Origin of the sequence: Streptomyces sp. AJS327 (genome assembly GCF_013450295.1) — a bacterium.
Classification (GTDB): domain Bacteria; phylum Actinomycetota; class Actinomycetes; order Streptomycetales; family Streptomycetaceae; genus Streptomyces.
The window spans coordinates 1881526-1904414 of sequence record NZ_SKBR01000002.1; the positions used below are offsets into that span (position 1 = coordinate 1881526).

At 73.6% G+C, this 22889-nt stretch carries 23 protein-coding genes; 13 read left to right on the forward strand and 10 right to left on the reverse strand.

All coding sequences use genetic code 11. The features are described from left to right. Positions 1-65: 65 nt before the first annotated feature. The 4 genes from E0L36_RS17310 (at position 66) to E0L36_RS17325 (ending at position 4900) form a co-directional block, all read left to right on the forward strand. Positions 66-1442, forward strand: coding sequence for a family 2B encapsulin nanocompartment shell protein (locus E0L36_RS17310; protein WP_180929876.1), 1377 nt, complete (start codon positions 66-68; stop codon positions 1440-1442). Between the two features lie 132 nt (positions 1443-1574). Continuing rightward, positions 1575-2918, forward strand: coding sequence for a GAF domain-containing protein (locus E0L36_RS17315; protein ID WP_180929877.1), 1344 nt, complete (start codon positions 1575-1577; stop codon positions 2916-2918). Positions 2919-2987: 69 nt separating this feature from the next. After that, positions 2988-4511 (forward strand): aldehyde dehydrogenase family protein, encoded by a 1524-nt coding sequence (locus E0L36_RS17320; protein WP_180929878.1) that lies wholly within the window; start codon positions 2988-2990, stop codon positions 4509-4511. Continuing rightward, entirely contained in the window at positions 4511-4900 is a 390-nt protein-coding gene (locus tag E0L36_RS17325; protein ID WP_180929879.1) for a DUF779 domain-containing protein, read from the forward strand. Before E0L36_RS17320 ends, E0L36_RS17325 begins: the two co-directional genes overlap by 1 nt. 60 nt (positions 4901-4960) lie before the next feature. Here the strand turns inward: E0L36_RS17325 and E0L36_RS17330 are convergent, their stop codons facing one another. Together E0L36_RS17330 and E0L36_RS17335 are read right to left on the reverse strand one after the other, a co-directional pair. Then, on the reverse strand, positions 4961-5788 hold the full coding sequence (locus E0L36_RS17330) for an MOSC domain-containing protein (protein ID WP_180929880.1): 828 nt from the start codon (positions 5786-5788) through the stop codon (positions 4961-4963). A 78-nt stretch (positions 5789-5866) separates the two neighbouring features. Beyond that, positions 5867-6397 carry a DUF6643 family protein gene (locus E0L36_RS17335; RefSeq protein ID WP_180929881.1) on the reverse strand — a complete coding sequence of 177 codons (531 nt, stop codon included), beginning with the start codon at positions 6395-6397 and terminating at the stop codon, positions 5867-5869. A 964-nt stretch (positions 6398-7361) separates the two neighbouring features. On the opposite strand from E0L36_RS17335, the gene thrS reads away from it, so the two are divergent. The 5 genes from thrS to E0L36_RS17360 all read left to right on the forward strand — a co-directional run bounded on the left by thrS (position 7362) and on the right by E0L36_RS17360 (position 12177). Further along, on the forward strand, positions 7362-8624 hold the full coding sequence (thrS, locus tag E0L36_RS17340) for a threonine--tRNA ligase (RefSeq protein WP_308416816.1): 1263 nt from the start codon (positions 7362-7364) through the stop codon (positions 8622-8624). Positions 8625-8784: 160 nt separating this feature from the next. After that, complete coding sequence (locus E0L36_RS17345; protein WP_180930082.1) at positions 8785-10053, forward strand: TerD family protein; 1269 nt, start codon at positions 8785-8787, stop codon at positions 10051-10053. A 150-nt stretch (positions 10054-10203) separates the two neighbouring features. Then, the gene (locus tag E0L36_RS17350; protein ID WP_180929883.1) at positions 10204-10989 is read left to right on the forward strand and encodes a glutamate racemase; all 786 of its coding nucleotides are present in this window, start codon (positions 10204-10206) and stop codon (positions 10987-10989) included. A 74-nt stretch (positions 10990-11063) separates the two neighbouring features. Further along, a complete protein-coding gene (locus E0L36_RS17355; protein WP_180929884.1) occupies positions 11064-11624 on the forward strand; it encodes a hypothetical protein in 561 nt (186 codons plus the stop codon). 52 nt (positions 11625-11676) lie between these two features. Then, positions 11677-12177, forward strand: coding sequence for an NUDIX domain-containing protein (locus tag E0L36_RS17360; RefSeq protein ID WP_180929885.1), 501 nt, complete (start codon positions 11677-11679; stop codon positions 12175-12177). A gap of 78 nt (positions 12178-12255) precedes the next feature. Here E0L36_RS17360 and E0L36_RS17365 read toward each other — a convergent pair whose 3' ends face one another. The 3 genes from E0L36_RS17365 to dhaK form a co-directional block, all read right to left on the reverse strand. Beyond that, a complete protein-coding gene (locus tag E0L36_RS17365; RefSeq protein WP_180929886.1) occupies positions 12256-12663 on the reverse strand; it encodes a PTS-dependent dihydroxyacetone kinase phosphotransferase subunit DhaM in 408 nt (135 codons plus the stop codon). Further along, positions 12656-13327 carry a dihydroxyacetone kinase subunit DhaL gene (gene dhaL, locus E0L36_RS17370; RefSeq protein WP_308416792.1) on the reverse strand — a complete coding sequence of 224 codons (672 nt, stop codon included), beginning with the start codon at positions 13325-13327 and terminating at the stop codon, positions 12656-12658. The genes E0L36_RS17365 and dhaL overlap by 8 nt, the downstream gene beginning before the upstream one ends. Before the next feature lie 84 nt (positions 13328-13411). Then, complete coding sequence (gene dhaK, locus E0L36_RS17375; RefSeq protein WP_180929887.1) at positions 13412-14404, reverse strand: dihydroxyacetone kinase subunit DhaK; 993 nt, start codon at positions 14402-14404, stop codon at positions 13412-13414. Between the two features lie 321 nt (positions 14405-14725). Here dhaK and E0L36_RS17380 point away from each other — a divergent pair, with 321 nt between their 5' ends. Both E0L36_RS17380 and E0L36_RS17385 read left to right on the forward strand, forming a co-directional pair. Continuing rightward, on the forward strand, positions 14726-15088 hold the full coding sequence (locus E0L36_RS17380; RefSeq protein ID WP_180929888.1) for a hypothetical protein: 363 nt from the start codon (positions 14726-14728) through the stop codon (positions 15086-15088). A gap of 221 nt (positions 15089-15309) precedes the next feature. Beyond that, the gene (locus E0L36_RS17385; protein ID WP_180929889.1) at positions 15310-15957 is read left to right on the forward strand and encodes a CatB-related O-acetyltransferase; all 648 of its coding nucleotides are present in this window, start codon (positions 15310-15312) and stop codon (positions 15955-15957) included. A gap of 114 nt (positions 15958-16071) precedes the next feature. Here the strand turns inward: E0L36_RS17385 and E0L36_RS17390 are convergent, their stop codons facing one another. Then, complete coding sequence (locus E0L36_RS17390; RefSeq protein ID WP_180929890.1) at positions 16072-17031, reverse strand: LysR family transcriptional regulator; 960 nt, start codon at positions 17029-17031, stop codon at positions 16072-16074. Between the two features lie 260 nt (positions 17032-17291). Between E0L36_RS17390 and E0L36_RS17395 the strand changes: the two genes are divergently transcribed. Then, positions 17292-18347 (forward strand): Clp protease N-terminal domain-containing protein, encoded by a 1056-nt coding sequence (locus E0L36_RS17395; protein WP_180929891.1) that lies wholly within the window; start codon positions 17292-17294, stop codon positions 18345-18347. A gap of 78 nt (positions 18348-18425) precedes the next feature. Here E0L36_RS17395 and E0L36_RS17400 read toward each other — a convergent pair whose 3' ends face one another. The 4 genes from E0L36_RS17400 to E0L36_RS17415 form a co-directional block, all read right to left on the reverse strand. Then, positions 18426-18758 (reverse strand): putative quinol monooxygenase, encoded by a 333-nt coding sequence (locus E0L36_RS17400; protein WP_180929892.1) that lies wholly within the window; start codon positions 18756-18758, stop codon positions 18426-18428. A 132-nt stretch (positions 18759-18890) separates the two neighbouring features. Further along, complete coding sequence (locus tag E0L36_RS17405) at positions 18891-20150, reverse strand: NAD(P)/FAD-dependent oxidoreductase (protein ID WP_180929893.1); 1260 nt, start codon at positions 20148-20150, stop codon at positions 18891-18893. Then, entirely contained in the window at positions 20147-20344 is a 198-nt protein-coding gene (locus tag E0L36_RS17410) for a ferredoxin (protein WP_180929894.1), read from the reverse strand. The genes E0L36_RS17405 and E0L36_RS17410 overlap by 4 nt, the downstream gene beginning before the upstream one ends. Before the next feature lie 28 nt (positions 20345-20372). After that, complete coding sequence (locus E0L36_RS17415; RefSeq protein WP_258016193.1) at positions 20373-21479, reverse strand: aromatic ring-hydroxylating dioxygenase subunit alpha; 1107 nt, start codon at positions 21477-21479, stop codon at positions 20373-20375. A gap of 200 nt (positions 21480-21679) precedes the next feature. Here E0L36_RS17415 and E0L36_RS17420 point away from each other — a divergent pair, with 200 nt between their 5' ends. Next, the gene (locus tag E0L36_RS17420) at positions 21680-22708 is read left to right on the forward strand and encodes an NAD(P)-dependent alcohol dehydrogenase (RefSeq protein WP_180929896.1); all 1029 of its coding nucleotides are present in this window, start codon (positions 21680-21682) and stop codon (positions 22706-22708) included. The last annotated feature ends 181 nt before the right edge of the window (positions 22709-22889 follow it).

The following is a 22889-nucleotide window of genomic DNA, read 5'->3' on the forward strand; positions in this document are numbered from 1 at the left end:
CCGCCCGCCCGGCCCACCCCGACCGCCCCGACCGCCCCGCCCCGCACCAGGAAGGCTCGCGCCCGATGACCACCGAACCCCGTACGACCCCGCTCAGCCTCGCCACCACCGCCGCGCGGCAGCTGACCACCACCACCAAGACGCCCCCGCAGATGCAGGGGATCTCCACCCGCTGGCTGCTGCGGATCCTGCCCTGGGCGCAGACCTCGGGCGGCACCTTCCGCGTGAACCGGCGGCTGACGCACACGCTGGGGGACGGGCGGGTCGAGTTCGTCTCCACCGGCTCCGAGATCCGTGTCATCCCGGCGGAGCTCCGGGAGATCCCGCTGCTGCGCGGGCTCACCGACCAGGACGCGCTGGACGCGCTCGCCGGGCGCTTCACCCAGCGGGACGTCACCCCGGGGGACACCCTCACCACGCGCGGCGCGGAGGTCGGGGAGCTGCTGCTGATCGCGCACGGCAAGTTCGACAAACGCGCCCCGGGCAAGTACGACGAGGACAGCAGCGCCGGGGTGCTCGCCGACGGGGACCACACCGGGGACCAGCTCCTCACCTCCGATCCCGGAGTCTGGGACCACACCCTGACCGCCGTCACCCGGGGGACCGTACTCGCCCTCTCCGCCGCCGATTTCCGGGCCGTGGCCGACCAGTCCCCGGCGCTCCGCGGGCACCTGGACGGGCTGACCTCCCGCGCCGTCCCCCGGCAGAACAAGCGGGGGGAGGCCGAGATCGACCTGGCGTCGGGGCACGTGGGGGAGCCGGAGCTGCCCGGGACCTTCGTCGACTACGAACTCTCCCCCCGGGAGTACGAGTTGAGCGTGGCGCAGACGGTGCTGCGGGTGCACTCGCGGGTGGCCGATCTGTACAACGACCCGATGAACCAGGTGGAGGAGCAGCTGCGGCTGACCGTCGAGGCGCTGCGGGAGCGGCAGGAACACGAGATGGTCAACAATCGGGAGTTCGGCCTCCTGCACAACGCCGACCTCGGACAGCGCCTCCACACCCGGTCCGGTCCGCCCACCCCCGACGACCTCGACGACCTCATCTCCCGGCGGCGCAAGACCCAGTACCTGCTGGCCCATCCGCGCACCATCGCCGCGATCGGCCGTGCCTGCACCGAGCGGGGGATCTACCCGGAGACGACCGAGGTGGAGGGGTCCCGGGTACGCGCCTGGCGCGGCATCCCGCTGCTGCCCTGCAACAAGATCCCGATCAACGCCGACCACACCAGCTCCGTGCTCGCGATGCGCGTCGGGCAGGAGGACCAGGGCGTGGTGGGCCTGCGCCAGACCGGTATCCCCGACGAGGTCGAACCCGGGCTCAACGTCCGGTTCATGGGCATCGACGACCGCGCGCTGACCTCCTATCTGGTCAGCACCTACTTCTCCGCGGCCGTGCTGGTGCCCGACGCGCTCGGCGTCCTGGAGGACGTGGAGATCTGACGCACCCGGTGGAACGCCGCCCGCTCCGGCCCGCCACCCGGCGCCGGAACGGGCGGCTTCCCCACGTGCGGGGCCGGTGAGGACTCCGTCCGGGACATTGCCCACCCGCCCGGTCTGCCCGACGATGACGGGGTGCGGAATCCATGGCTGGCGCTCGAAGCGGGCGCCGATCCGGCCACGCGGGCCGGTGAAGTGCGCCGCGCCCACGAGCGGTTCCTCGACCACGGCACGGTCCACGCCCCCGTGCGGGAGGTGATCGCCGAGTCCTGGCGGCGCTGCGCCGGCGCCCGGGTGGAGCCCGAGGGACTGGCCCACGTCGTCCTCGGCGGGGACGAGCTGTCGGCCTGCCGCGCGGAACACCCCCTCGCCCCGGTCATGCCGCTCATCCGCGAACTCCTCGGCACCATCGCGGACGACGGCGCCCAGCTGCTCTCCGTCTGCGACGCGGCGGGCCGTCTCCTCTGGGTCGAGGGCCACCCCCGGGTACTGCGGGCGGCCGAGCGGATGAACTTCGTCCCCGGGGCCCGCTGGTCCGAGTCGTTCAGCGGCACCAACGCGCCCGGCACGGCGCTCGCCGTCGACCACCCGGTGCAGATCTTCGCCGCCGAGCACTACTGCCGTCCCGTCCAGCCGTGGACCTGCGCCGCCGCCCCGGTGCACGACCCGCGCACCCACCGCGTCATCGGCGCCATCGACATCACCGGCGGCGACCACCTCGCCTCTCCGCAGAGCCTCGCCCTCGTGCAGGCCACCGCCCGCGCCGCGGAGGCCCACCTCGCCCAGCTGGCCCGTCCGCGCGCCCCGCGCGGCCCCGCGCTCGCCGTCCTCGGCCGGGAGGAGGCGCTGGTGCACCGGGACGCCCCGCCGCCGCTGCGGCTGCCCCGGCGGCAGAGCGAGATCCTGCTGCTCCTCGCCACCCACCCCGAGGGACTGACGGGGGAGCGGCTCGCCCTGGAGCTGTACGGCGAGCGCGAGGTGAACCCGGTGACGCTGCGCGCCGAACTCTCCCGGTTGCGCCAGGTGCTGGGCCCCCTGGTGCTCTCCCGCCCCTACCGGCTGGCCCAGCCGCTCACGCTCGACTGTGACCTGCTGACCGAGGCGCTCCGCGCCGGCGACCTCGCCGCCGCCCTCGCCGTCTACCGCGGCCCACCGCTGCCCTGTTCGGAGGCGCCGGGGGTGCTGCGGCTGCGCGGGGCGCTGGAGGACCGGCTGCGCCGCGCGGTCCTCAGCGCGCGGGACCGGGCTCCGCTGGAGACCTGGGTGCGCACCCCGTGGGGCGAGTCCGACCTGGCGGCCTGGGAGGCGCTGCTCGTCAGATCCCCGGAGACCGACCCGCTGCGCGGCACCCTCGCGGCCCGCGTGACGGAGCTGCGCCACGCCTACGGACTCGGCCCGGCGCCGGGCCGCCCCGGCGGGCTGGCCCCGGCCCCCGGCGTGCGCCGGTCCGCAACGTATCCGCAACGTCCGCGCCCCTAGGCTCCGCTGGCACGCACCGTCTCACGCATCCGCCGCCCGGCGGCGGGTCTCGTCAGGGGAGGCACCAGCATGAGCCGTTACGCCGCGCCCGGAACCGAAGGCGCCCTGCTCACCTACCAGTCGCGCTACGACCACTGGATCGGCGGCGAGTATGTCGCGCCCCGGCGGGGCGGCTACTTCGAGAACCCCACGCCCGTCACCGGCCAGCCCTTCACCGAGGTGGCCCGCGGCACCGCGGAGGACGTGGAGCGCGCCATCGACGCCGCGCACGCGGCGGCCGGCCCCTGGGGGCGCACCCCGGCGGCGGAGCGGGCGCTGATCCTGCACCGGATCGCCGACCGGATGGAGGAGCACCTGGAGGCACTGGCGGTCGCGGAGAGCTGGGAGAACGGCAAGCCGGTCCGCGAAACCCTGGCCGCCGACATCCCGCTGGCCATCGACCACTTCCGCTACTTCGCCGGGGCGATCCGCGCCCAGGAGGGCTCGATCTCCGAGATCGACGCGGACACGGTCGCCTACCACTTCCACGAGCCGCTGGGCGTCGTCGCGCAGATCATCCCCTGGAACTTCCCGATCCTGATGGCCACCTGGAAGCTGGCGCCCGCGCTCGCCGCGGGCAACGCCGTGGTGCTGAAGCCCGCCGAACAGACGCCGGTCTCCATCCACTTCCTGATGGGCCTCATCGGCGACCTGCTGCCGCCGGGGGTCGTCAACATCGTCAACGGCTTCGGCGCCGAGGCGGGCAAACCGCTCGCGAGCAGCCCCCGGGTGGCGAAGATCGCCTTCACCGGCGAGACCACCACCGGGCGGCTGATCATGCAGTACGCCTCGGAGAACCTGAAGCCGGTGACCCTGGAACTCGGTGGCAAGAGCCCCAACATCTTCTTCAACGACGTCTCCGACGCGGCGGACGACTTCCACGAGAAGGCGCTGGAGGGCTTCGCCCTGTTCGCGCTCAACCAGGGCGAGGTCTGCACCTGCCCCTCGCGCGCACTCATCCAGGGCGACCACTACGGCGACTTCCTCCCAGCGGCCCAGGCCCGCACCGAGCGGATCGTCCAGGGTCACCCGCTGGACACCGCGACGATGGTCGGTGCCCAGGCGTCCAACGACCAGCTGGAGAAGATCCTTTCCTACCTGGACATAGGCCGGCAGGAGGGAGCGAAGGTCCTGACCGGCGGGGGCCGCGCCGAGCTCGGCGGCGAACTGGAGGGCGGCTACTACGTCCAGCCGACGATCCTGGAGGGCACCAACCGGATGCGGGTCTTCCAGGAGGAGATCTTCGGCCCCGTCGTCTCCGTCACCCCCTTCGAGGACTTCGACGAGGCGATCAGCATCGCCAACGACACGCTCTACGGGCTCGGGGCCGGGGTGTGGACGCGTGACGGCGCCACCGCCTACCGCGCCGGACGCGCGATCCAGGCCGGGCGGGTGTGGACCAACTGCTACCACGCCTACCCCGCGCACGCCGCGTTCGGCGGCTACAAGCAGTCCGGCATCGGCCGGGAGAACCACCGGATGATGCTCGACCACTACCAGCAGACGAAGAACCTGCTGGTGAGCTACTCCCCGCAGCAGCTCGGACTGTTCTGATGACCGGCCCGGCCGAGCGGGTCGCCCTGACCCCGTCAGCCGCCGACCTCCTCCGGCGGCTGACGGAACAGCACGGACCGCTGATGTTCCACCAGTCCGGCGGCTGTTGCGACGGCAGCAGCCCGATGTGCTACCAGCGCGGGGAGTTCCGCACCGGCGCCTCCGACGTGCTCCTCGGCGAGCTGGAGGTGCCGGAGGTCCCCGAGCCCGTGCCGTTCTGGATGTCGGTCAGCCAGCACGCCCTCTGGAGCCACACCCACCTGACCGTCGACGTGGTGCCCGGCCGGGGCAGTGGCTTCTCGCTGGAGGCCCCGGAGGGCGTGCGCTTCCTGATCCGCTCCCGGCTGCTGGAACCCCCACCGGACCAGCCGGGCCCCCCGGACGGCTGACCGCGGGGCGGCCCGGCGACCGGGTCGCCCCGCAGCATCACCTCAGCCGAGCACCTCGAATCAGCCGAGCACCTCGAAGGGATCGCCCGCGCGGACCCTGCCCGTCCCCTCCGGGATCAGGTTCTGGCCGAACACCAGCTGGTCACCGAAGCGGCGGTGGCGGGTCAGGGTGCGCAGGGGCTCCTTGCCCCGCTCGCCCGTCCGCTGGTCGGTGGTGGTCACCACACAGCGCCCGCACGGTTTGACGACCCGGAAGGTCACCTCGCCCACCCGCACCCGGCGCCAGTCGTCCTCCGCCCACGGGGCGGTCCCCTCCACCACCAGGTTGGGGCGGAAGCGGTTCATCGGCAGCGGACCCTCGTCCGGGTGATCGCCCTGCGCGATAAGGGAGTTGAGGGCGTCCAGCGAGGAGACGGACACCAGCAGCAGCGGGAAGCCGTCCGCGAACGACACCGTCTCGCCGGGCAGTCCGTACGCCGGGTCGATCGGCCGCCGGTACTCCGGGGCGTCGAGGTGGACCAGCCGCACCGGCCCGCCCAGGAACTCGGAGAGCCAGTCGTCCGCGGCGCCCCCGGCGGGGACGGTCTCGACGGTGCTGCGCCAGACCTCCACCTCCACCGTGCCGTGCCGTGCGTCCGGCACGGCGACCTCCAGCGGCGGCATTCCCGGGGCGCTCAGCCGCACACCGCCCCCCGGCAGCGTCTCGGCGGAGGCCAGCGCGAGCCGTGGCTGCTCGCGCTGCGAGACCTTGTCCCCGTCCGGTGTGGCCACGAGCCAGCGGCGGTCCCCCCGCGGTCCCCACAGCTCGATGTCCGCCTCGTCACGCTCGCTCCCCGCAAGCGACTTCACCGGGTAGAGATACAGCCCCGCCAGCGTCGGTGGTGTCATGCGGTCATCCTGCCACCCCGCCCCGTCCCCCGGACGGCGGCCGTCCGTCCCTCCCGCGCACTCGCTCCCGAACCGGGGTCAGTACCCCCGGCCCGGGTACTGCTGACCACGCTGGTAGGGGTCCTGGTACCCGCCCGGGGCCGGACGCGGCGCCGCGGGCCGTGGTGCCACCGGCCGCATCTGCTGCGGCGGGGGCGGCTGTTGCTGCTGCTGGGGGTACGGGTGGGGCTGCTGCGGTTGCTGACGCGGATCCGCCTGCCCCCGCTGCTGCGCGGGGTGCGGAAGGTACGGAGCGGGCGCCTGCTGTAGGCCCATCGGCTGCTGCTGCGCGGGCTGTTGGACGCGCGGCGCGGGCGCCGGTGCCAACGGCTGCGGAGCGGCCGGGAGTTGAGCGGGCGCCTGGTGGCCGTACGGCGGCGCGGGCGGCTGCGGGCCCTGTCCCGAGGGAAGAGCCGGAAGCGCGCTCTGCGGCTCGTAAGCGGACGGAACGCGAATGGGAGCGATCTGCGGGGTGCCCCGTTCCGCGACAAGCATGTCGTAGATGGGGGTGTCCGGCTGCGGCGGAGCAGAGTAATAGCCGCCGCCATAAGTATTGCGGGGGGAGGTCATGCCCATAAGTTAAGCCCAAAATACACGGCGGGACCAGACCTCTCCCGCGGCACTTCGGCCCCAGTTTCACCCGGGGCCGCTTCGGTGTCTTCTCGCCTCAACATGCTGACGCGCGGGCCCGGTTCCGGCTTCCCGCCGATCCGCGTCCGCTCCTCGCCCCACCCCGCGCCCGGGCCCCTCCGGAGCCGCCCCCCGGGCGGCGCGCACGGCCCGTACGCCGAGCCGTCCCCCGCTTACCCGGGCCGCTTTGGAGATCGGCTGGAGGTGATCTCCAAAGGCACGGCGGAGACCCGGCGGGGGGAACAGCCATTCCGCGGGGACCCGCCGATGGCGGCGCCGCCCACATTACCCGGCAAACCAACGAGCGCGGATTCCGATCGGTTCCCGGGGATCACCGACTTTCCACGGACTTCACCATTCGACGCGAGTACGGGGAACGCGGCCGAGGTCCCACGCCCGAGAACCCGGAGAACCGGACCGCCAACGAAGGGGAACGGAAGGCAGGTTGGATACCCCCGCGCCGTACCGCTCCCTCACGCGTCCAACCCGTCGCGCGGCCCGCGGCCACCCGGGCCCGGCGGCCCGGTGCCGGGAGGTCCGCCGCGTACCGGGCCAACGACCGCTGGCAGACGGACGGTCGGGGAGTCGGCGCCCCAACGTCAGCGCAGCCGCGTCCCGTTCGCCTTCGCGGTCCAGCCGGTGGGGCCAGCGCCGGGCACGCGACCGCCCAACACCCCGCCGCCGCCCCCGCGTTCCCCGTCCGCCAGCTCCCACCCCTCCCGGCGTCCGGTCCCCCCCCGGGGCGCCGGAGCGCCGAAAACCCCGCGCGCCGCTCCGGCCGGGGCTGCTACGGTCCCCGCCATGCAGCGCGCCCCGAGGATGACGACGACGCCGGAGAGTGTCCCGGCGCGCTGATCGTTGACCTGAGTCCGAAGCCCCGGGGCGAGTGCCCCGGGGCTTCCTCCTGCGGTCACCGCTCCGTGACCCACGGGAGAAGCCCATGCGTGACCACCGCTCACTCGGCCGCGAACTGGAGCTGTTCGACACCGACCCGCTGATCGGCGCGGGACTGCCGTACTGGCTCCCCGACGGCGCCACCCTCCGGCACACCCTGGAGGAGTACGTCCGCACCGAGGAGCGCCGCTCCGGTTACCAGCACGTCTACTCCCCGGTGCTCGGCAGACGGGAGCTGTACGAGATCTCCGGCCACTGGTCGCACTACCGTGCGGACATGTTCCCGCCCCTCGACCTCGGCGGTGAACAGCTGGTGCTGCGCCCCAGCCTCTGTCCCCACCACGCGCTGATCTACCGTGCGCGCTCCCGCAGCTACCGTGAACTACCGCTGCGCATGGCCGAGTTGGGCGGCATGTACCGCGCCGAACTCTCCGGCGTGCTGGGCGGACTGACCCGGGTCCGGGCCATCCAGCTGAACGACGCGCACCTGTTCTGCGCCCCCGCCCAGGTCGCCGACGAGGCCGCCGCCGCGCTCGCCCTCATCCGCCGCGCCCACCGCGCGCTCGGCCTCGTCCCCGTGCGCTACCGGCTGTCCCTCCCCGGAGACGGCGGGAAGTACGTCGCCCGGCCGGAACTGTGGCGGCGCTCCACCGCTGTCCTCACCGAGGTCCTGGACCGCTCCGGCGTGCCCTACGAGGCGGTCGAGGGCGAAGCCGCCTTCTACGGACCGAAGATCGACGTGCAGATCGCCGACGGCTCCGGACGCGAGTCCACCCTCTCCACCGTGCAGGTCGACTTCCACCAGCCCGACCGGTTCGACCTGCGCTACGTCGGCCCCGACGGGGCACGCCACCGCCCGGTGATGATCCACCGCAGCGTCATCGGCAGCGTGGAGCGCGCCGTGGCACACCTCGTCGAACAGCACGGCGGGGCCTTCCCGCCCTGGCTCGCCCCGACCCAGCTGACCGTCCTCCCGGTCTCCGACGCCGAACTGCCGGACGCCGAGGCCCTCGTGCGCCGCGCCACCGGCCTCGGGCTCCGCGCCGAGCTGGCAGGACCGGAGCGGGGAAGCCTGGGCGCCCGGGTCCGGCGGGCCCGGCTGGTGCCCTACCAGGCGGTCATCGGCGCCCGCGAGGCCGCGGCCGGTCACCTCGCGCTGCGCCTCCGCGACGGCCGCCGCGTCGGACCCCTCCCCGTGGACGCGGCCCTCACCCGGCTCACCGGCGTCGTCGAGGCGCACCACACCGCCCTCTGGGACGTACCGGAGGCGTGACCGTCCGCGACTCCGCGCCGTCCGCACCGCGAGCGGCGCGGACGGCCCCGGTCCGGGCGGGCGGCCCGGCACCGGCGCCCGCACGGCGCCGACGGGGTTCGACTAGGTTGGTGCGGGCGTGGACGCACGCGCGACGAGCCCGAGGGGGAGTTCTATGAGTATGCGCAAGGGAACCAACTGCCCTGTCCAGGCCCAGACGGTCCGCGTCGAGCTGGGCTGGCGGAGTGGGACGGGCGTCCCCGACGTCGACGCGTCCGCCCTGCTGCTGACGGCGTCCGAACGCGTCAGGTCGGACAGCGACTTCGTCTTCTACAACCAGCCCCGGCACGCCTCCGGCGCGGTCTCGCACAGCGGGAAGAAGCCCCAGGGCGCCACCGTCACCGACGAACTCACCGTCGAACTCGGCCGCGTCGAGCAGGACGTCGAGCGGGTGGTCATCGCCGCCTCGGCGGACGGCGGCTCGTTCGGGCAGGTGCCCGGCCTGTACGTCCGCGTGCTGGACGCCGCCTCCGGCGCGGAGGTCGCCCGCTACGAGAGCGAGGACGCCACCGTGGAGACGGCGTTCGTGCTCGGCGAGCTGTACCGCCGCCAGGGCGCCTGGAAGTTCCGCGCCGTGGGCCAGGGCTACGGCAGCGGACTGGCCGGACTCGCGGAGGACTTCGGTATCTCCGTCGACGAACCGGCACCGGCGCCCGCGACCCCGCCCCAGACCCCGGCACCCGCTCCGGCCGCCCCCGTGGCGGCCCCACCGCCCCCGGCCGCGCCCGCCCCGCAGCCCGCCGCCGCGCCGGTACGCCTGACGAAGGTGACGCTCACCAAGGAGACGCCCTCCGTCTCCCTCACCAAACAGGGCGGCACCTCGGGCGCCATGCGGATCAACCTCAACTGGCAGGTGCACAAGCAGTTCTCCGGATGGGGCCGGAAACTCGGCAAGGCCATGGCGCTCCACTCCGACCTCGACCTGGACCTCTGCGCGCTCTTCGAGCTGGCCGACGGCCGCAAGGGCGTCGTGCAGGCGCTCGGCAACGCCTTCGGCTCGCTGAACGGCCCGCCCTGGATCCACCTCGACGGCGACGACCGCACGGGCGCCCGCGACTCCGGCGAGAACATGACCGTCAACCTGGACCAGTCGGCCCAGCTGCGGCGCGTGCTCATCTTCGTCACCATCTACCAGGGCGCGCGCAGCTTCTCCGGCCTGGACGCCACCGTCACCCTGCAACCCCAGCACGGCGCGCCCATCGAGTTCTCCCTCGACGAGTGCACCGTCCCCTCCACCGTCTGCGCGCTCGCGCTGATCACCAACCAGGGTGGCGAACTGGTCGTGCAGCGCGAGTCGCGGTTCCTCGTCTGCGACCGCGGCGTCAGCCCGCAGCGCACCGTCGACGCCGCCTACGGCTGGGGAATGCAGTGGACGCCGGGACGCAAGTGACCCCCGCCCGCGAGCACCGCTGACGCTCCGCGCCCGCGCGGCCCCGCCCGCCGCGAGGGCACCTGCCCACGGCCGCCCGCCGGGCCCGCCCATCCGCGGGCTGGCGGCGGCCGGAGGGCGCCATTCCCCGATCGACTACAGTTGCCCTCCGTGAACATCGCGCTCATCGACTCCGGGATCGGCCTGCTGGCAGCCGCCGCGGCGGTGCGCCGCGCCCGCCCGGACGCGCGGCTCGTGCTCTCCTCCGACCCCGGCAGCATGCCCTGGGGACCCCGCTCCACCGGCGAGATCGTCCAGCTCGCCCTGGGCTGCGCGCGGGCGGCCGCCCGGCACCGCCCGGACGCCCTCGTCGTGGCCTGCAACACCGCCTCGGTGTACGCGCTGGACGTGCTGCGCACCGAACTGGAACCCGCTCTCCCGGTCATCGGCACCGTCCCCGCAGTCAAGCCCGCCTCGGCGGGCGGCGGCCCGGTCGCCATCTGGGCCACCCCGGCCACCACCGGCAGCCCCTACCAGCGTCGGCTGATCACGGAGTTCGGCAACGGCGCCCAGGTCACCCCGGTGCCCTGCCACGGGCTCGCCGACGCCATCGAGAGTGCCGACCAGGACCGGATCGACGCCGCCGTCTCCGCCGCCGCCGCGCTCACCCCACCCGGTGTCGCGTCGGTCGTGCTCGGCTGCACCCACTACGAACTCGTCGCCGGACGCGTCAGCGCCGCCCTCCACCGTCCCGGCGTCCCCGAACCCCGGCTGTACGGTTCCGCCGAGGCCGTCGCCGCGCAGGTCCTCCGCCGGGTCGCCGCCGTCCCCGAAGCGGAGACGCGGGCGCCCGGGGGGCTGACCGTCCTGCTCGGAGGTCGCCCGGGCAGTCTGCCGCCCGCCGCCCTGAGCTACCCCGAGGGGCGGCTGCTGACCACGCTCAGCACCCCCGTCTGACGCTCCGCGCACAGCGCCCGTGGCCCTGCCGCCCCACACTGCCGACCGCGCGTGTTCGGCGTACCGTCGCGAGTATGAGCGACGAAGCCCGTGACGAAGCGGCCCCGTTGCCCCCGGGAGCGCCCGCCCGGGAGGTCTGGCACGGACGGGCCGGTAACCGCCTCCAGTGGCCGCTGGCCATGCTCGGCGTGGGCTGCCTGGCGCTCGGCATCGCCCTCGCCGTCAGCGCGGCGTGGTCCGGTGGCGTCGCCCCCCTGGTGATGTCCGTGGTGGGCTGCGTCGCCGCCGGCCTGCTCGCGCTCTTCGGCACGCTCTCGTTCGTCAAGGTCAGCGTGCTCGTCGACGGTGAGTCCCTGCTGGTGCGCTGCGGGCACCTGGGGCTGCCCCGCCGCAGCATCCCGCTGCGCGAGGTTGTCGACGTCGAGATGACGCCCGTGGTCACCCCCCGGCACTGGGGTGGATGGGGCTACCGCTGGCGCCCCGGCATGGGCACCGCGATCGTCGTCCGCCAGGGCGAGGGCATCGTGGTGCGGCTGGCGGACGGCAAGGTCTTCACGGTCACCGTCGACGACGCCGCCTCCGCGGTGCGGGCGATCCGCGGCTGGCTGCCCCGGGTCGCCGACGCGGGCGACTGAACCGGCTCCGGGCGGAGTGCCGTCAGGTCCCGGGGACACGTAGGGTCACCCCATGGGTACCCCCGACTTCATCCGCGAGCTGCGGGCCAGCGCCGGACACCAGCTGCTCTTCCTGCCGGGCGTCAGCGCGGTCGTGCTCGACGGCGAGGACCGGGTACTCCTCGGCCAGCGGGCCGACACCGGCCGGTGGGCGATCATCGGCGGCATCGTGGAACCGGGGGAGCAGCCCGCCGACTGCGCGGTACGCGAGGTCTACGAGGAGACGGCGGTGCACTGCCTCCCCGAACGCGTCGTGCTGGTCGAGACCCTGAGCCGCCCCGTCGTCTACCCGAACGGCGACATCTGCCAGTTCATGGACGTCTGCCTGCGCTGCCGGGCCACCGGCGGCGAGGCCCGGGTCAACGACGAGGAGTCGCTGAACGTGGGCTGGTTCCCGCTGGACGACCTGCCGCCCCTCACCGACTTCGCGCTCTCCCGCATCGCCCGCGCGGTCGACGGGGAAGCGGAGACCGCCTGGTTCGCCTCCCAGACGCTCCCGGAGAACCCGGGCTGAGGCCACGGTCCGGGTGGGCGGCGCGCGCCCGGACCGCCGGGGCACCGTGCGGCCAGCGCCCGGTGCCCCGGGGGGTGCTCACACCTTCCGGTAGTCGTACGCCTCGGCCGCCGCTGCCGCCACCGCGTCCAGATCGCCGCCCCCCGCGGCGGCCACCAGGGCGGAGATCGCACCCTCCACCAGCGGCGCGTCCACCAGCCGCGTCGGCTCGGGCAGCTCGTCGCCCTCGGCCAGCATCGCCTTCACCGTGAGCACCGCGCTGCCCAGGTCGGCCAGGATCGCCACCCCCGAGCCGCCGTCCACCCGGCGCGCCGCCGTGGCGATCAGCTCGGCGCTGGTGCCGAGCCCCCCGTCCGGCGCCCCGCCCGCCCCGGCGATGCTCGACCCGCCCGTCCCGGCCAGCCCCGCGGCGAGCTGCGCCACCGAGTCCGCGACCTGCCTGCTGTGCGAGACCAGAACGATCCCGACCGGCCCAGGCTCACTCATCGTCATCACCCTCCGCGGCGAGCGCCAGCGCGCCGACCAGCAGCGCGGAGGAGACCGCGCCGGGATCCCGATGGCCCTCACTGCGTTCGCCCAGGTAGCTGGCGCGCCCCTTGCGGGCCCGCAGTGGAACAGTGGCCTCGGCGCCCTCCGCGGCGGCCCGGTGCGCGGCCGCGACGTCCAGCCCCGCCGCACCACCGGAACACAGCACCTCCACCGCCGGGTACAGCGCGTCCAGCATCGTCTTGTCACCCCGGACGGCCCCGCCGAGCTGGGCCACCGCGTCGGTGCCAGCCCGCAGCGCCTCCCCGAACTCGGCGCCGCTCACCCGCTCCGCCTCGCCCAGCGCCTTGCCCGCCCGGCGCAACAGCGTCCCGTACAGGGGGCCGGAGGCCCCGCCCACGGTGGACACCAGCCGCCGCCCGGCGACCGTCAGCGCGGCCCCCGGCGTCGTCGGCGGCTCCCCACGGAACGTCTCGCCGACCGCGGCGAAACCGCGCCGCATGTTGCTGCCGTGGTCGCCGTCGCCGATCGCCGAGTCCAGCTCCGTCAGTTCGCCGGACGCCCGGTCTATGGCCACGGCGGCGGCCTCCAGCCACCGCACGACGAAACCGGCGTCCACCTCCGTGACACCGCCCGTTGGTGCCTCGCTCACCTCGTCGGTCACGCGTCTCCCTCTCTCCGGCCCCGCTCGTCATCCGGGGCCCGACCGGCCACGGCTCCCGTGGCGGTGGCCCGCCCGGGCGTTCCCTCACGCACCCCAGCGCAGCCCCGTGGTGCGCACCGGTGCGTCCCAGAGTCGCAGCAGCTCCGCGTCGGCCTGACACAGCGTCACCGAGGCGCCCGCCATGTCCAGCGACGTCACGTAGTTGCCGACGAGCGTACGGGCGACGGCCACCCCGCGTTCGCCCAGCACGCGGTGGACCTCGGCGCAGAAGCCGTACAGCTCGATCAACGGCGTGGCCCCCATACCGTTGACCAGCGCGAGCACCGGGCCGTCCGGGGTCAGGTCCTCCAGCAGGGCGTCGACCGCCGCGTCCGCGATCTCCTGGGCGGTCATCATCGGCCGGCGCTCCCGGCCGGGTTCGCCGTGGATCCCGATCCCCAGCTCCAGCTCACCGTCGGGCAGGTCGAACATGGGCCCGCCCTTGGCCGGGGTGGTCACGGCGCTCAGCGCCACCCCGAAGCTGCGGGAGGCGTCCGCCACCCGCCGAGCCAGCGCCTCCACCTCATCCAGTGCGGCGCCCTCCTCGGCGAGCGCCCCGGCCAGCTTCTCCACGAACAGGGTCGCCCCGGTGCCCCGGCGCCTCCCGGAGGCGGGGTCCGCGTCGATCGCCACGTCGTCCTGCACCAGGACCGTACGGATCCGGACGCCCTCGTCCTCGGCGAGCTCCGCCGCCATCTCGAAGTTGAGCACGTCGCCGGTGTAGTTCTTCACGACGAAGAGCACGCCGTTGCCGCTGTCCACCGCCGCCGCGGCACGCGCCATCTGGTCCGGGACCGGAGAGGTGAAGATCTCGCCTGGACAGGCGGCGTCCAGCATCCCCGGCCCCACGAAACCGCCGTGCAGGGGCTCGTGACCGGAACCACCCCCGGAGACCAGGGCGACCTTGTCCGCGACCGGTGCGTCACCGCGCCGCACGATCCGCTGCTCCACGTCGACGGCCAGCTCCGGATGCGCGGCGGCCATCCCCCGCAGCGCGTCCCCGACGACCCGCTCCGGCACATTGATCAGCATTCTCATGGATACCTCCGAGGCACGCAAACAGCGGTGACCGCTGGCTGGAACGGTGCGGGACAGGCGCCTGCGTCGGCCGTCATCCACGGTGCCGTACGACGCCGCGCGGCTCCCGCAAGCCTACGGCGAACCCACCGTACGCGGGTGTGCGCGGGTGACGCGTGGGTGCTGCGCGAGTGAGGGGACGTCAGCTCACCCACCGGCGGGAGGGCCGCGCGGCGCCGACCGGGTGATGGCCGGGGAGCGTGGATCGTGACCTGCGGCGACTCGGCGGCTCCCGCGGCCAGACTGACGGCCACACCCCACCTCACGCACCCGGAGCGTCCCATGTCCCCCTCCCCGACCGGACCGAACGAGGCGCACACCTTCCTGGCGGTCTGCGGCCACACCCACCTGTTCCCCGGCGCCCACTGCCTCGTCCGGGGACTGCCCGACCCGCGGGAGTTCGCGGCGCGGCCCCGGCCGATCGCCATGGACCTGTGCTTCTCCGACGGCGTGCTCGCCGACGCCGACCTGCGCACCGGCGACCCCGCCGGAACCGTGCTCGCCGTCCCCGCCTACACCACCGGCGCCGGCACCGCGATCAGCGACCGCACCTGGGTGGTGCGCGAACTGGGCGTGCGCGGAGACGAGGTGGAGCTGCTGATCGGCGCGCACCCCCGGGCCGGGACGCCCGATCCGGGCAGCTGACCCGGCCCACGGCGCCGGGCGCGACACCATCGGACCCGCAACACCCCCTCGTTCCCGAGGAGTTGCCCGCGAGGCTGGGAGAGACCCGGCAACGGGCCGAGCCCCGGAGCCACACCGCCAGGGCCGCGCGGGCCGCGCTCGCCGTCCACCCCGCCGGCGCGGGCGGCGAGCGGGGAAAACCCCAGCGCGCTCCGCCACCACGTGCCCTAGAGTCATCGGTCATGACCGACCCCCCGGTGCCCGCCGACCCCAACCGCCTCCACCCCGTCCCCGGACAGCCCCGCGTCGTGCTGCTCAGACCCCTCGTCACCTCACCCCTCATCGAGGTGGGGGAGTTCACCTACTACGACGACCCGGACGACCCCACCGCCTTCGAGACCCGCAACGTGCTGTACCACTACGGTCCCGAACGGCTCGTCATCGGACGGTTCTGCGCCCTGGGGGAGGGCGTCCGCTTCCTCATGAACGGCGCCAACCACCGGATGGACGGCCCCTCCACCTTCCCCTTCCCGATCATGGGAGGCTCCTGGGCCGACCACGCCGACCTGCTCACCGGTCTCCCCAGCCGGGGTGACACCGTCGTCGGTCACGACGTCTGGCTCGGCTACCGCGCCACCGTCATGCCCGGGGTACGCGTCGGGAACGGAGCCGTCGTCGCCTCCGGCGCGGTGGTGGTCGACGACGTGCCCGACTACGGTGTCGTCGGCGGCAACCCAGCCCGTCTGCTGCGCCACCGGCACAGCCCGGCCGACATCGAACGGCTCCTGGAACTCGCCTGGTGGGACTGGCCGTTGGACCATCTCACCCGCCACATCCGGACGGTCATGTCCGGCGGCGTCCGCGACCTTGAGGACGCCGCGCCGCGCTGAACCACCCCTCGGCCTCCTCTGCCATCCCCCTCACGTCCCGGCCGCCCGCGCCGCCATCCCCCTCAACCGGCGTGCGCGAGGGCCCCATCGGTGCCGTGGGGACAACCCACCGCCTCAGCCGTGTTCCCGCTCGCGCCGCAGCACCGTCTGGGCGATGGCACGGATGGCGGCGACGTCCGGACGGTCGCGGTTCCTCGCGAACCAGGTGAGCGCCATCGCGCAGGGCGGTATGTCCGCCACCTCCCGATAGCAGATGCCCGGTCGGGGATAGAAGTCGCGGGCCGAGGCCGGGAGGAAACCGATGGCCTGACCCCGGGCGACCAGATGGAGAATGCCCTCGATGTCCACGGCCAGCGGCCCGAACCGGACGGGCACGCCGTCCGGACGTGGGTTGATGGCCCAGAAGTCCCGCCACACCCGCGGGGATTCGGGCGGCATCGCCATCATGGTGCGGCCGGCGAGCTGCGCCACACTGACCTGGTCACAGGCCGCGAGCGGGTCGTCGGCCGGAAGGCAGACGACCCGGGGCTCCCGGGCCAGCGTCTGGGTCTGGATCCCGGACGGGGCGGGCGGACGCAGCAGCGCGACGTCGACCGCGCCGTCCATCAGGGACTGGTACTGGTTGACGAAGTTGAGGCTGCGTATCTCGACGCTGAGTTCGGGATGCCGTGCGTGCAACGCGTCGAGGATGGCGCGGGTGTGGGGCATGGCGGGCTCGGCGCTGAGCGTGCCGATCACGATCCGGCCGGTCAGCTCCCTGGAACGCGCCTGCGCGACCCGCCGGAGCCCGGCCATCGCCTCGGTGACGGCGCGTGCCTCGGGCAGCAGCGCCCGCCCCGAGGGGGTCAGCCGCACCGTCCGGCTGGTCCGCTCGACCAGCTGGACACCGAGGCGCCGCTCCAGCCCCCGGATCTGCTGGCTGAAGGCGGGCTGGGACATGAACAGCCGGGCCGCCGCACGACCGAAGTGCAGCTCCTCCGCGAGGATCTGGAACAGCCGCAGCTGGTGGGTGCTCGGGTCGGAGCCCCCGTCCGGAACATCGCGCCGGGGGGCTGGCCGGCTGGCTTCTGTCATAAGGGAGAACGTAACCACAGGTCGTTCCGGGCCCGGGGAAGGGCCCGGCGAACCGTTCCGTACGGGTTCGCCCGCTCCCGTCCGGCGCTCCGGCGGCCGTCGCCGCCCGGCGGGGGCCCTGCGCGGCGCGCCCCGGACCCCCGGTGGTCTACTGACCGTGGTGGGGCGCGTCCGTGGGGTGGATATCCGCCCGTGCGCGGGGAGTTGGGTCCCGGACGGCCCCACGTGGCAGCGAGCATCAGCGAGAAGGAGAGGGCCGTATGACAGCGATCGCGACGCCCGACTGGAAGGCCAACGGAGCGCTGGGGGCCGCCCGGGGCGCGCGGACGGAGCCCGGCGACCCCATCGGCTCCTGGCACCTCCTGGCCGGCATCACCACGACCAGGGGGCCCGCGCGCGAGGCACTCGCGGCGGAGGGGGCCACCCGGACCGTGGTGGCCGCGGTGGTACGGGACCGGAAGAACCGTCAGGAGGCGTGGGGAGGTGACGACGACGCGGAGAACAGCGTCGACTCGCGGAAGATCCTGGGCGACGACGGCGACGAGGGCCTGAACTACACCGGCGCCGCCGTCCGGGCGCTGACCTCGGCGATGGAGGTGGCCCGGCGGGACGCCGCCACGAAGTTCGGTACCGGGCACCTGCTGCGCGGTCTGCTGGCGGAGGACAACCGCGCCGTCGAGCTGCTGGCCACCTGCGGCATCGCCCCGGACGCCGTGCTCGCCCGCCTCGACGGTGAGACCGCCCCCCGGCCGGACGACCTCGACCCCCTGCTGCACCCCACCCGCGACATACTCCTCGGCCGTGACCACTACCGCCGGATGGTGTTCTGGAAGCGGTGGCTGCTGAGCCGTGGTGGGGTCAACTGGGCGTCGAGGCCCGCCTGGTGGGTCAGCCTGGAGACGCACGAGCAGGCACGCCGCCTCGGTGACGGAGAGGTGGGTACCGAGCACGTCCTGCTCGCGATCCTCGCCACCCACGAGGTCGCGAGCCGGTACCCCCACCTCGCGGGGGAGCGCGCCCCCGACCCTGGCCCCCGGTACGCGGGCGGCGAGCGGCTGGCCGGCCTGGGCCTCGGCTACGTCGCGGTACACGCCGCGCTGACCGGTGGGGACCGCCCCCGCATGACGCCGGACCCCCGGCCCGTCGAGGGGTACCTCGACGAGGCCACCAGCCGGAACGCGGCCCCGGCGGAGTCCGGTTCCGCCTGCGCGACGACCGTCGACCCGGGGACCGGGCCGCTGGTCGAGGCGCTGCTCGGTGAGGAGACGCGCGCCCGGCAGCTGGTCGAGGCGCTGGGCGCCACCCTGGGCGACTGAGTCCCACCGGCTCCGGCGTCGCCCGCGCGGGCTGGCCACCCACCAGTCGCCACCCGCCGCCCGCGACGGCGGCCGGAACTACGGCGTGGCTGGGATGCTGAGTTCCCCCATGCGCGACCAGTCGGTGCCGGGCACCTCGGTGTTGATGATGCGTGGGGTCTCGCTGAGTGCCTCGCGCATCGTCTCCAGACCGCGTCTGAAGTGTTCGGAGGTGACGTGCTCCTCGCCCGCCCGGGCGTCGCGGAACGCCTCGACCAGGACGAACTCGCCGGGGTCGTCCACAGCGCGCGACCACTCGAACCACAGGTTGCCCGCCTCGGCGCGGGTGGCCCGGGTGAACTCCTCCACCCGGGAAAGCCAGCCGTCCCGGTACTCCGGACGGACCTTGAACTTCACCGTAATAAAGATCACTTGGCGCTCCTCGCCGGTGTCTGTGCCCGGCGCCCCGGGTGGGCGCCGGCTCGTGAGCGGTGGGGGTGGGCGCCCCACGCGGCGCCCGCCGGGACCCCTCCATCGGGGCACCGGTCTCCCTGAGCCCGGGGCTCAGGTCCGGACGGCCCGGCCCGTGGTGGAGGCGTCCGCTCCGGTCGCCCGCCCCCACTCCGGTACCTCCCGCACCGGTGTGGCGGCGGCGATCCACTTACGGCAGAGCATCGCCAGGCGCTGCTGGCCGATGACGCACGCCCCGGTCAGCCGTCCGGCGCGGGCGTAGAGCACGGCGGACCGCCCGGCGTCCCCCGCCACCGTTCTGACCTCGTCGTACCGGTGGGTGTCGCCGACGATGCTGATCCGCTGGCCGAACTGGTCGGACCACACGAACGGCGCCGCGGAGAGCGTCCGCCGTCCCCCGTCGAGCAGGTTGTGGGCTACCAGCCGCGCCTGCTCGCAGGCGGTCGTCCAGTGTTCGTGACGGTGGTACTCGCCGTCCGGCCCGCGCCACGCGGCCACGTCGCCCACGCCCCAGACCCGTCCGCCGTCGTCCGCCTGGCCGTTCGGAGCGCAGTGGAGTCCCGCGGACGACACGAGGAGCCCGGAGCCCTCCAGCCACTCGGTGTTGGGTTCGGCGCCGACCCCGACGACGGCCAGATCGGCCTCCAGCACCGAGCCGTCGTCGAGGACGACCCCGGTCAGACGCGGTGAACCGGTGAAGCCGTGTACGGTCCGGCCGCAGCGGACAGCCACGTCGCCGCCGCGGGCCAGCGCCATCACCGCCGCCGCCCCCTCCGGCCCGAGGCTCCGGGAGAGTGGGCTCGCCGCGGCCTCGACGACGGTGACCGGGAGCCCCAGCGACCGTGCGGCTGAGGCCACCTCCAGCCCGACGAACCCCGCCCCGACGATCACCACGCTGGTCGCCCTCCGCAGTCCCGCCCGGACCGCCAGCGCGTCGTCGAGGGTGCGAAGTGTCAGGACACCGGCGGGGGGCGCGGCGAACGGCTGGCGCGCACGCGCCCCCGTGGCCACGACGAGCGCGTCGAAGCCGACCTGGTTCCCTCCGCCGGTCGAGGCGCCCGGGCCGTCCAGCCGCAGGAGACCCGACGGGAGATCGAGCCCGACGGCGGCCCGGCCCAGCCGCAGGTCCACCCCGAGGTCCGTCTCCAGCGCCTCCCGTGTGGTGAGCCGCGCCGTGTCCGCCTCGGCCGCGCCGGTCAGGACGTCCTTGGAGAGCGGGGGGCGTTCGTAGGGTGGGTGCGCCTCCTCGCCGATCAGCGTGAGACCGCCGTCGAACCCCTGGCGGCGCAGCGCCTCCACGGTGCGCAGCCCGGCGAGGGAGGCGCCGACCACCGCGACGTTCCGCGGCGTCATGACCCCTCCAGCGTCAGGGCCCCCGCCGGGCAGGCGGCGACGGCGTCCGCGACCGCCTCCCGGTCGGCCGCGTCGACGTCGTCGATGAGTGTCAGGACCTTGCCGTCCTCGCTGAGATCGAACACGTGTGGTGCGGCGACGACGCAGTTGGCGTAGCCCTGGCACTTGTTCAGGTCGACCGAGATGGCGCTCATGTCGGTTCCTCTTCTCGTCCGGTTCCGGTCAGGAGGTCAGGGAGGTGTAGGCCCGCCTCATGAACGCCCGCAGCGGGCTCTCGCTGTCCAGCATCAGGCGGCCGGTGGGGATCCGGCGGGACTGGTAGCCGATCTGCTGTACCTCGGTGGCCCGCTGGTCCTCGATGAGCGTCTGGTCCCACATCTTCAGCCACTCCTCGACGACCGCCGGGTCCGATCCGGGCTTGGAGTACATGTCGACGTAGGCGAAGGACCGGTCGTGACCCCGCGGCACGATCGTGCCGATGAAGCCGACGTAGTCGTCCAGCGCGAAGAACGACGACGGAAAGGTGAAGGCGAACCGGAAGCCCTTGAGACCGGTGGGGTCGACCCCGCCGGGAAGCCACTTGATGGGACCGTCGTGCCAGATCGTGTGCTCGCCGGACTCCAGGAGGTAGTCGTCCGGGGTGACGTGGTACGTCTTGCCGAAGCTGGTGCGGTGCAGCGTCGGGCAGTGGTAGCACTCGACGGCGTTCTCCGCCCAGATCTTCCAGTTGCACGCCATGTCGTACTCGTAGCGCACCTCGAACCGGTAGTCCCGCAGGTCCGCGTTGAGCTGGTCGGTCCGGGGGCGGATCTCCGCGGTGAGGTCGCGCAGCGGCTCGGCGTCCGGGTCGGGGTTGACGAACACCCACTGGTCCCACCGCTCCACGGAGACCCGGGCCAGCGAGATCGTCGAGCAGTCGAACCCGGGCTCGCGGTCGGAGCGGGGAGCGGACCTCAGCTGACCGTCGAGTCCGTAGGTCCAGCCGTGGTACGGGCACTGCAACAGCGGCTTGTTGCCGCTGCCTTCCGCCAGCGAGTGGAGCCGGTGGCGGCAGACGTTCACGAAGCCGTTCAGCTCACCGTCGCGTCCGCGCGTGATGATGATCGGCGTGTTACCGGCCTGCGTGACGGTGTAGTCGCCGGGCTTGGCGAGTACCGACTCATGGCACGCGTACAGCCATGACCTGGAGAAGATCTTCTCCTCCTCCAGCTCGTGCACCTCGGGAGCCAGGTACAGCTCGGCTGGCAGCGTGTGGCCACGGTCCAGCCCGTCCAGGATCTCCGCGTCGGAGGGCAGACCGTACTTCTGGCGGACGGCTTCGAGAGTCATCACGGCACATCCTCACTCAATCGAGTACGCGATGCGTAGAAAATCTTCCACCTGGCTGTGCAAGTTATGGGGATGATGCCTTACGGTTTACGCATAGGTCAATCAGTGGTGGGTTCGGTCCACGCGACGAGCACCGCGGAGCCGACCGGCGACCGCGACCCGCGCGGGACCGGCCCGCCACACACCCAAGGAGGTCTGTCGTGAGAGCAGTACGGGTGCACGAATACGGCTCGCGACCCCAGCTGGACACCGTCGACGAACCCAGGGTCAGCGGGCCGTGGGACGTGCTGGTCGAGATCGGTGCCGCCGGTCTGTGCCGCACTGACCTGCACATCCTGGAAGGGCAGTGGGACGGCATCCAGCACCCCGACCTGCCGTACGTGCTGGGGCACGAGAACGCGGGCTGGGTGAGGGAGGTCGGCGCCGCCGTGACCAACGTGTCGGTCGGTGACGCCGTGATCCTGCATCCGCTCGTCACGTGCGGGCTCTGCGCGCCGTGCCGCCTCGGCCAGGACTCCCACTGCGAGAGCTCCACCTTCCCCGGCCTCAACGTCGACGGGGGAATGGCCGAGTACATGCTGAGCAACGCCCGCGCGGTCGTGAAGCTCGACGAGGGCCTGACCCCCCGCGACGTGGCCGCGCTCGCCGACGCCGGGCTCACCGCCTACCACGCGGTACGCAAGGCCGTCCCGCTGCTGCACCCCGGCAGCCACGCCGTCGTGGTCGGCGCCGGGGGGCTTGGGCACATCGGTATCCAGGTGCTGGCGGCGCTGACGTCCGCCCGCATCACCGTCGTCGACAGTTCTCCGAGCGCGCTGGAGCTGGCCCAGGGCCTGGGAGCGCATCAGGTGGTGCGGTCCACCTCCGAGGAGGCGGTACGGGAGAGCGTCGCCGACATCACCCGGGGCGGCGCGGACGTCGTCTTCGACTTCGTGGGCGAGCACGGCACCGAACTCACCGGCCCGCAGCTGCTGCGGAACCGTGGCCACTACTACACGATCGGCTACGGCGGCGAGGTCCGGCTGCCCACCCTCGACCTCATCTCCCGCGAGATCAACGTGATCGGAAACCTCGTCGGCACCTACAACGACCTGGTGGAACTCATGACTCTCGTCGCGCAGCGACAGGTGTCCCTGCACACCCGGGTCTACCCGCTCGACGAGGTACAGCGGGCGATCGACGACCTCGACTCCGGTCGCCTGGTGGGCCGCGGAATCCTGGTGCCCTGACTCCCCACGCGTGACCCGTCCGGTGTGACCCGGACCTTCTCAGGGGGCCGTCTCCGTTTCGACGGGGGCGGCCCCCGGACGTCCTCCCGTCCCCGCGAGGCCAGCCCGATGGACGGGGGATTCCCCGGATGGCCGTACGGGGTTACGCATTACGCAACCGCCCCCGGCGTTCGCTACGATC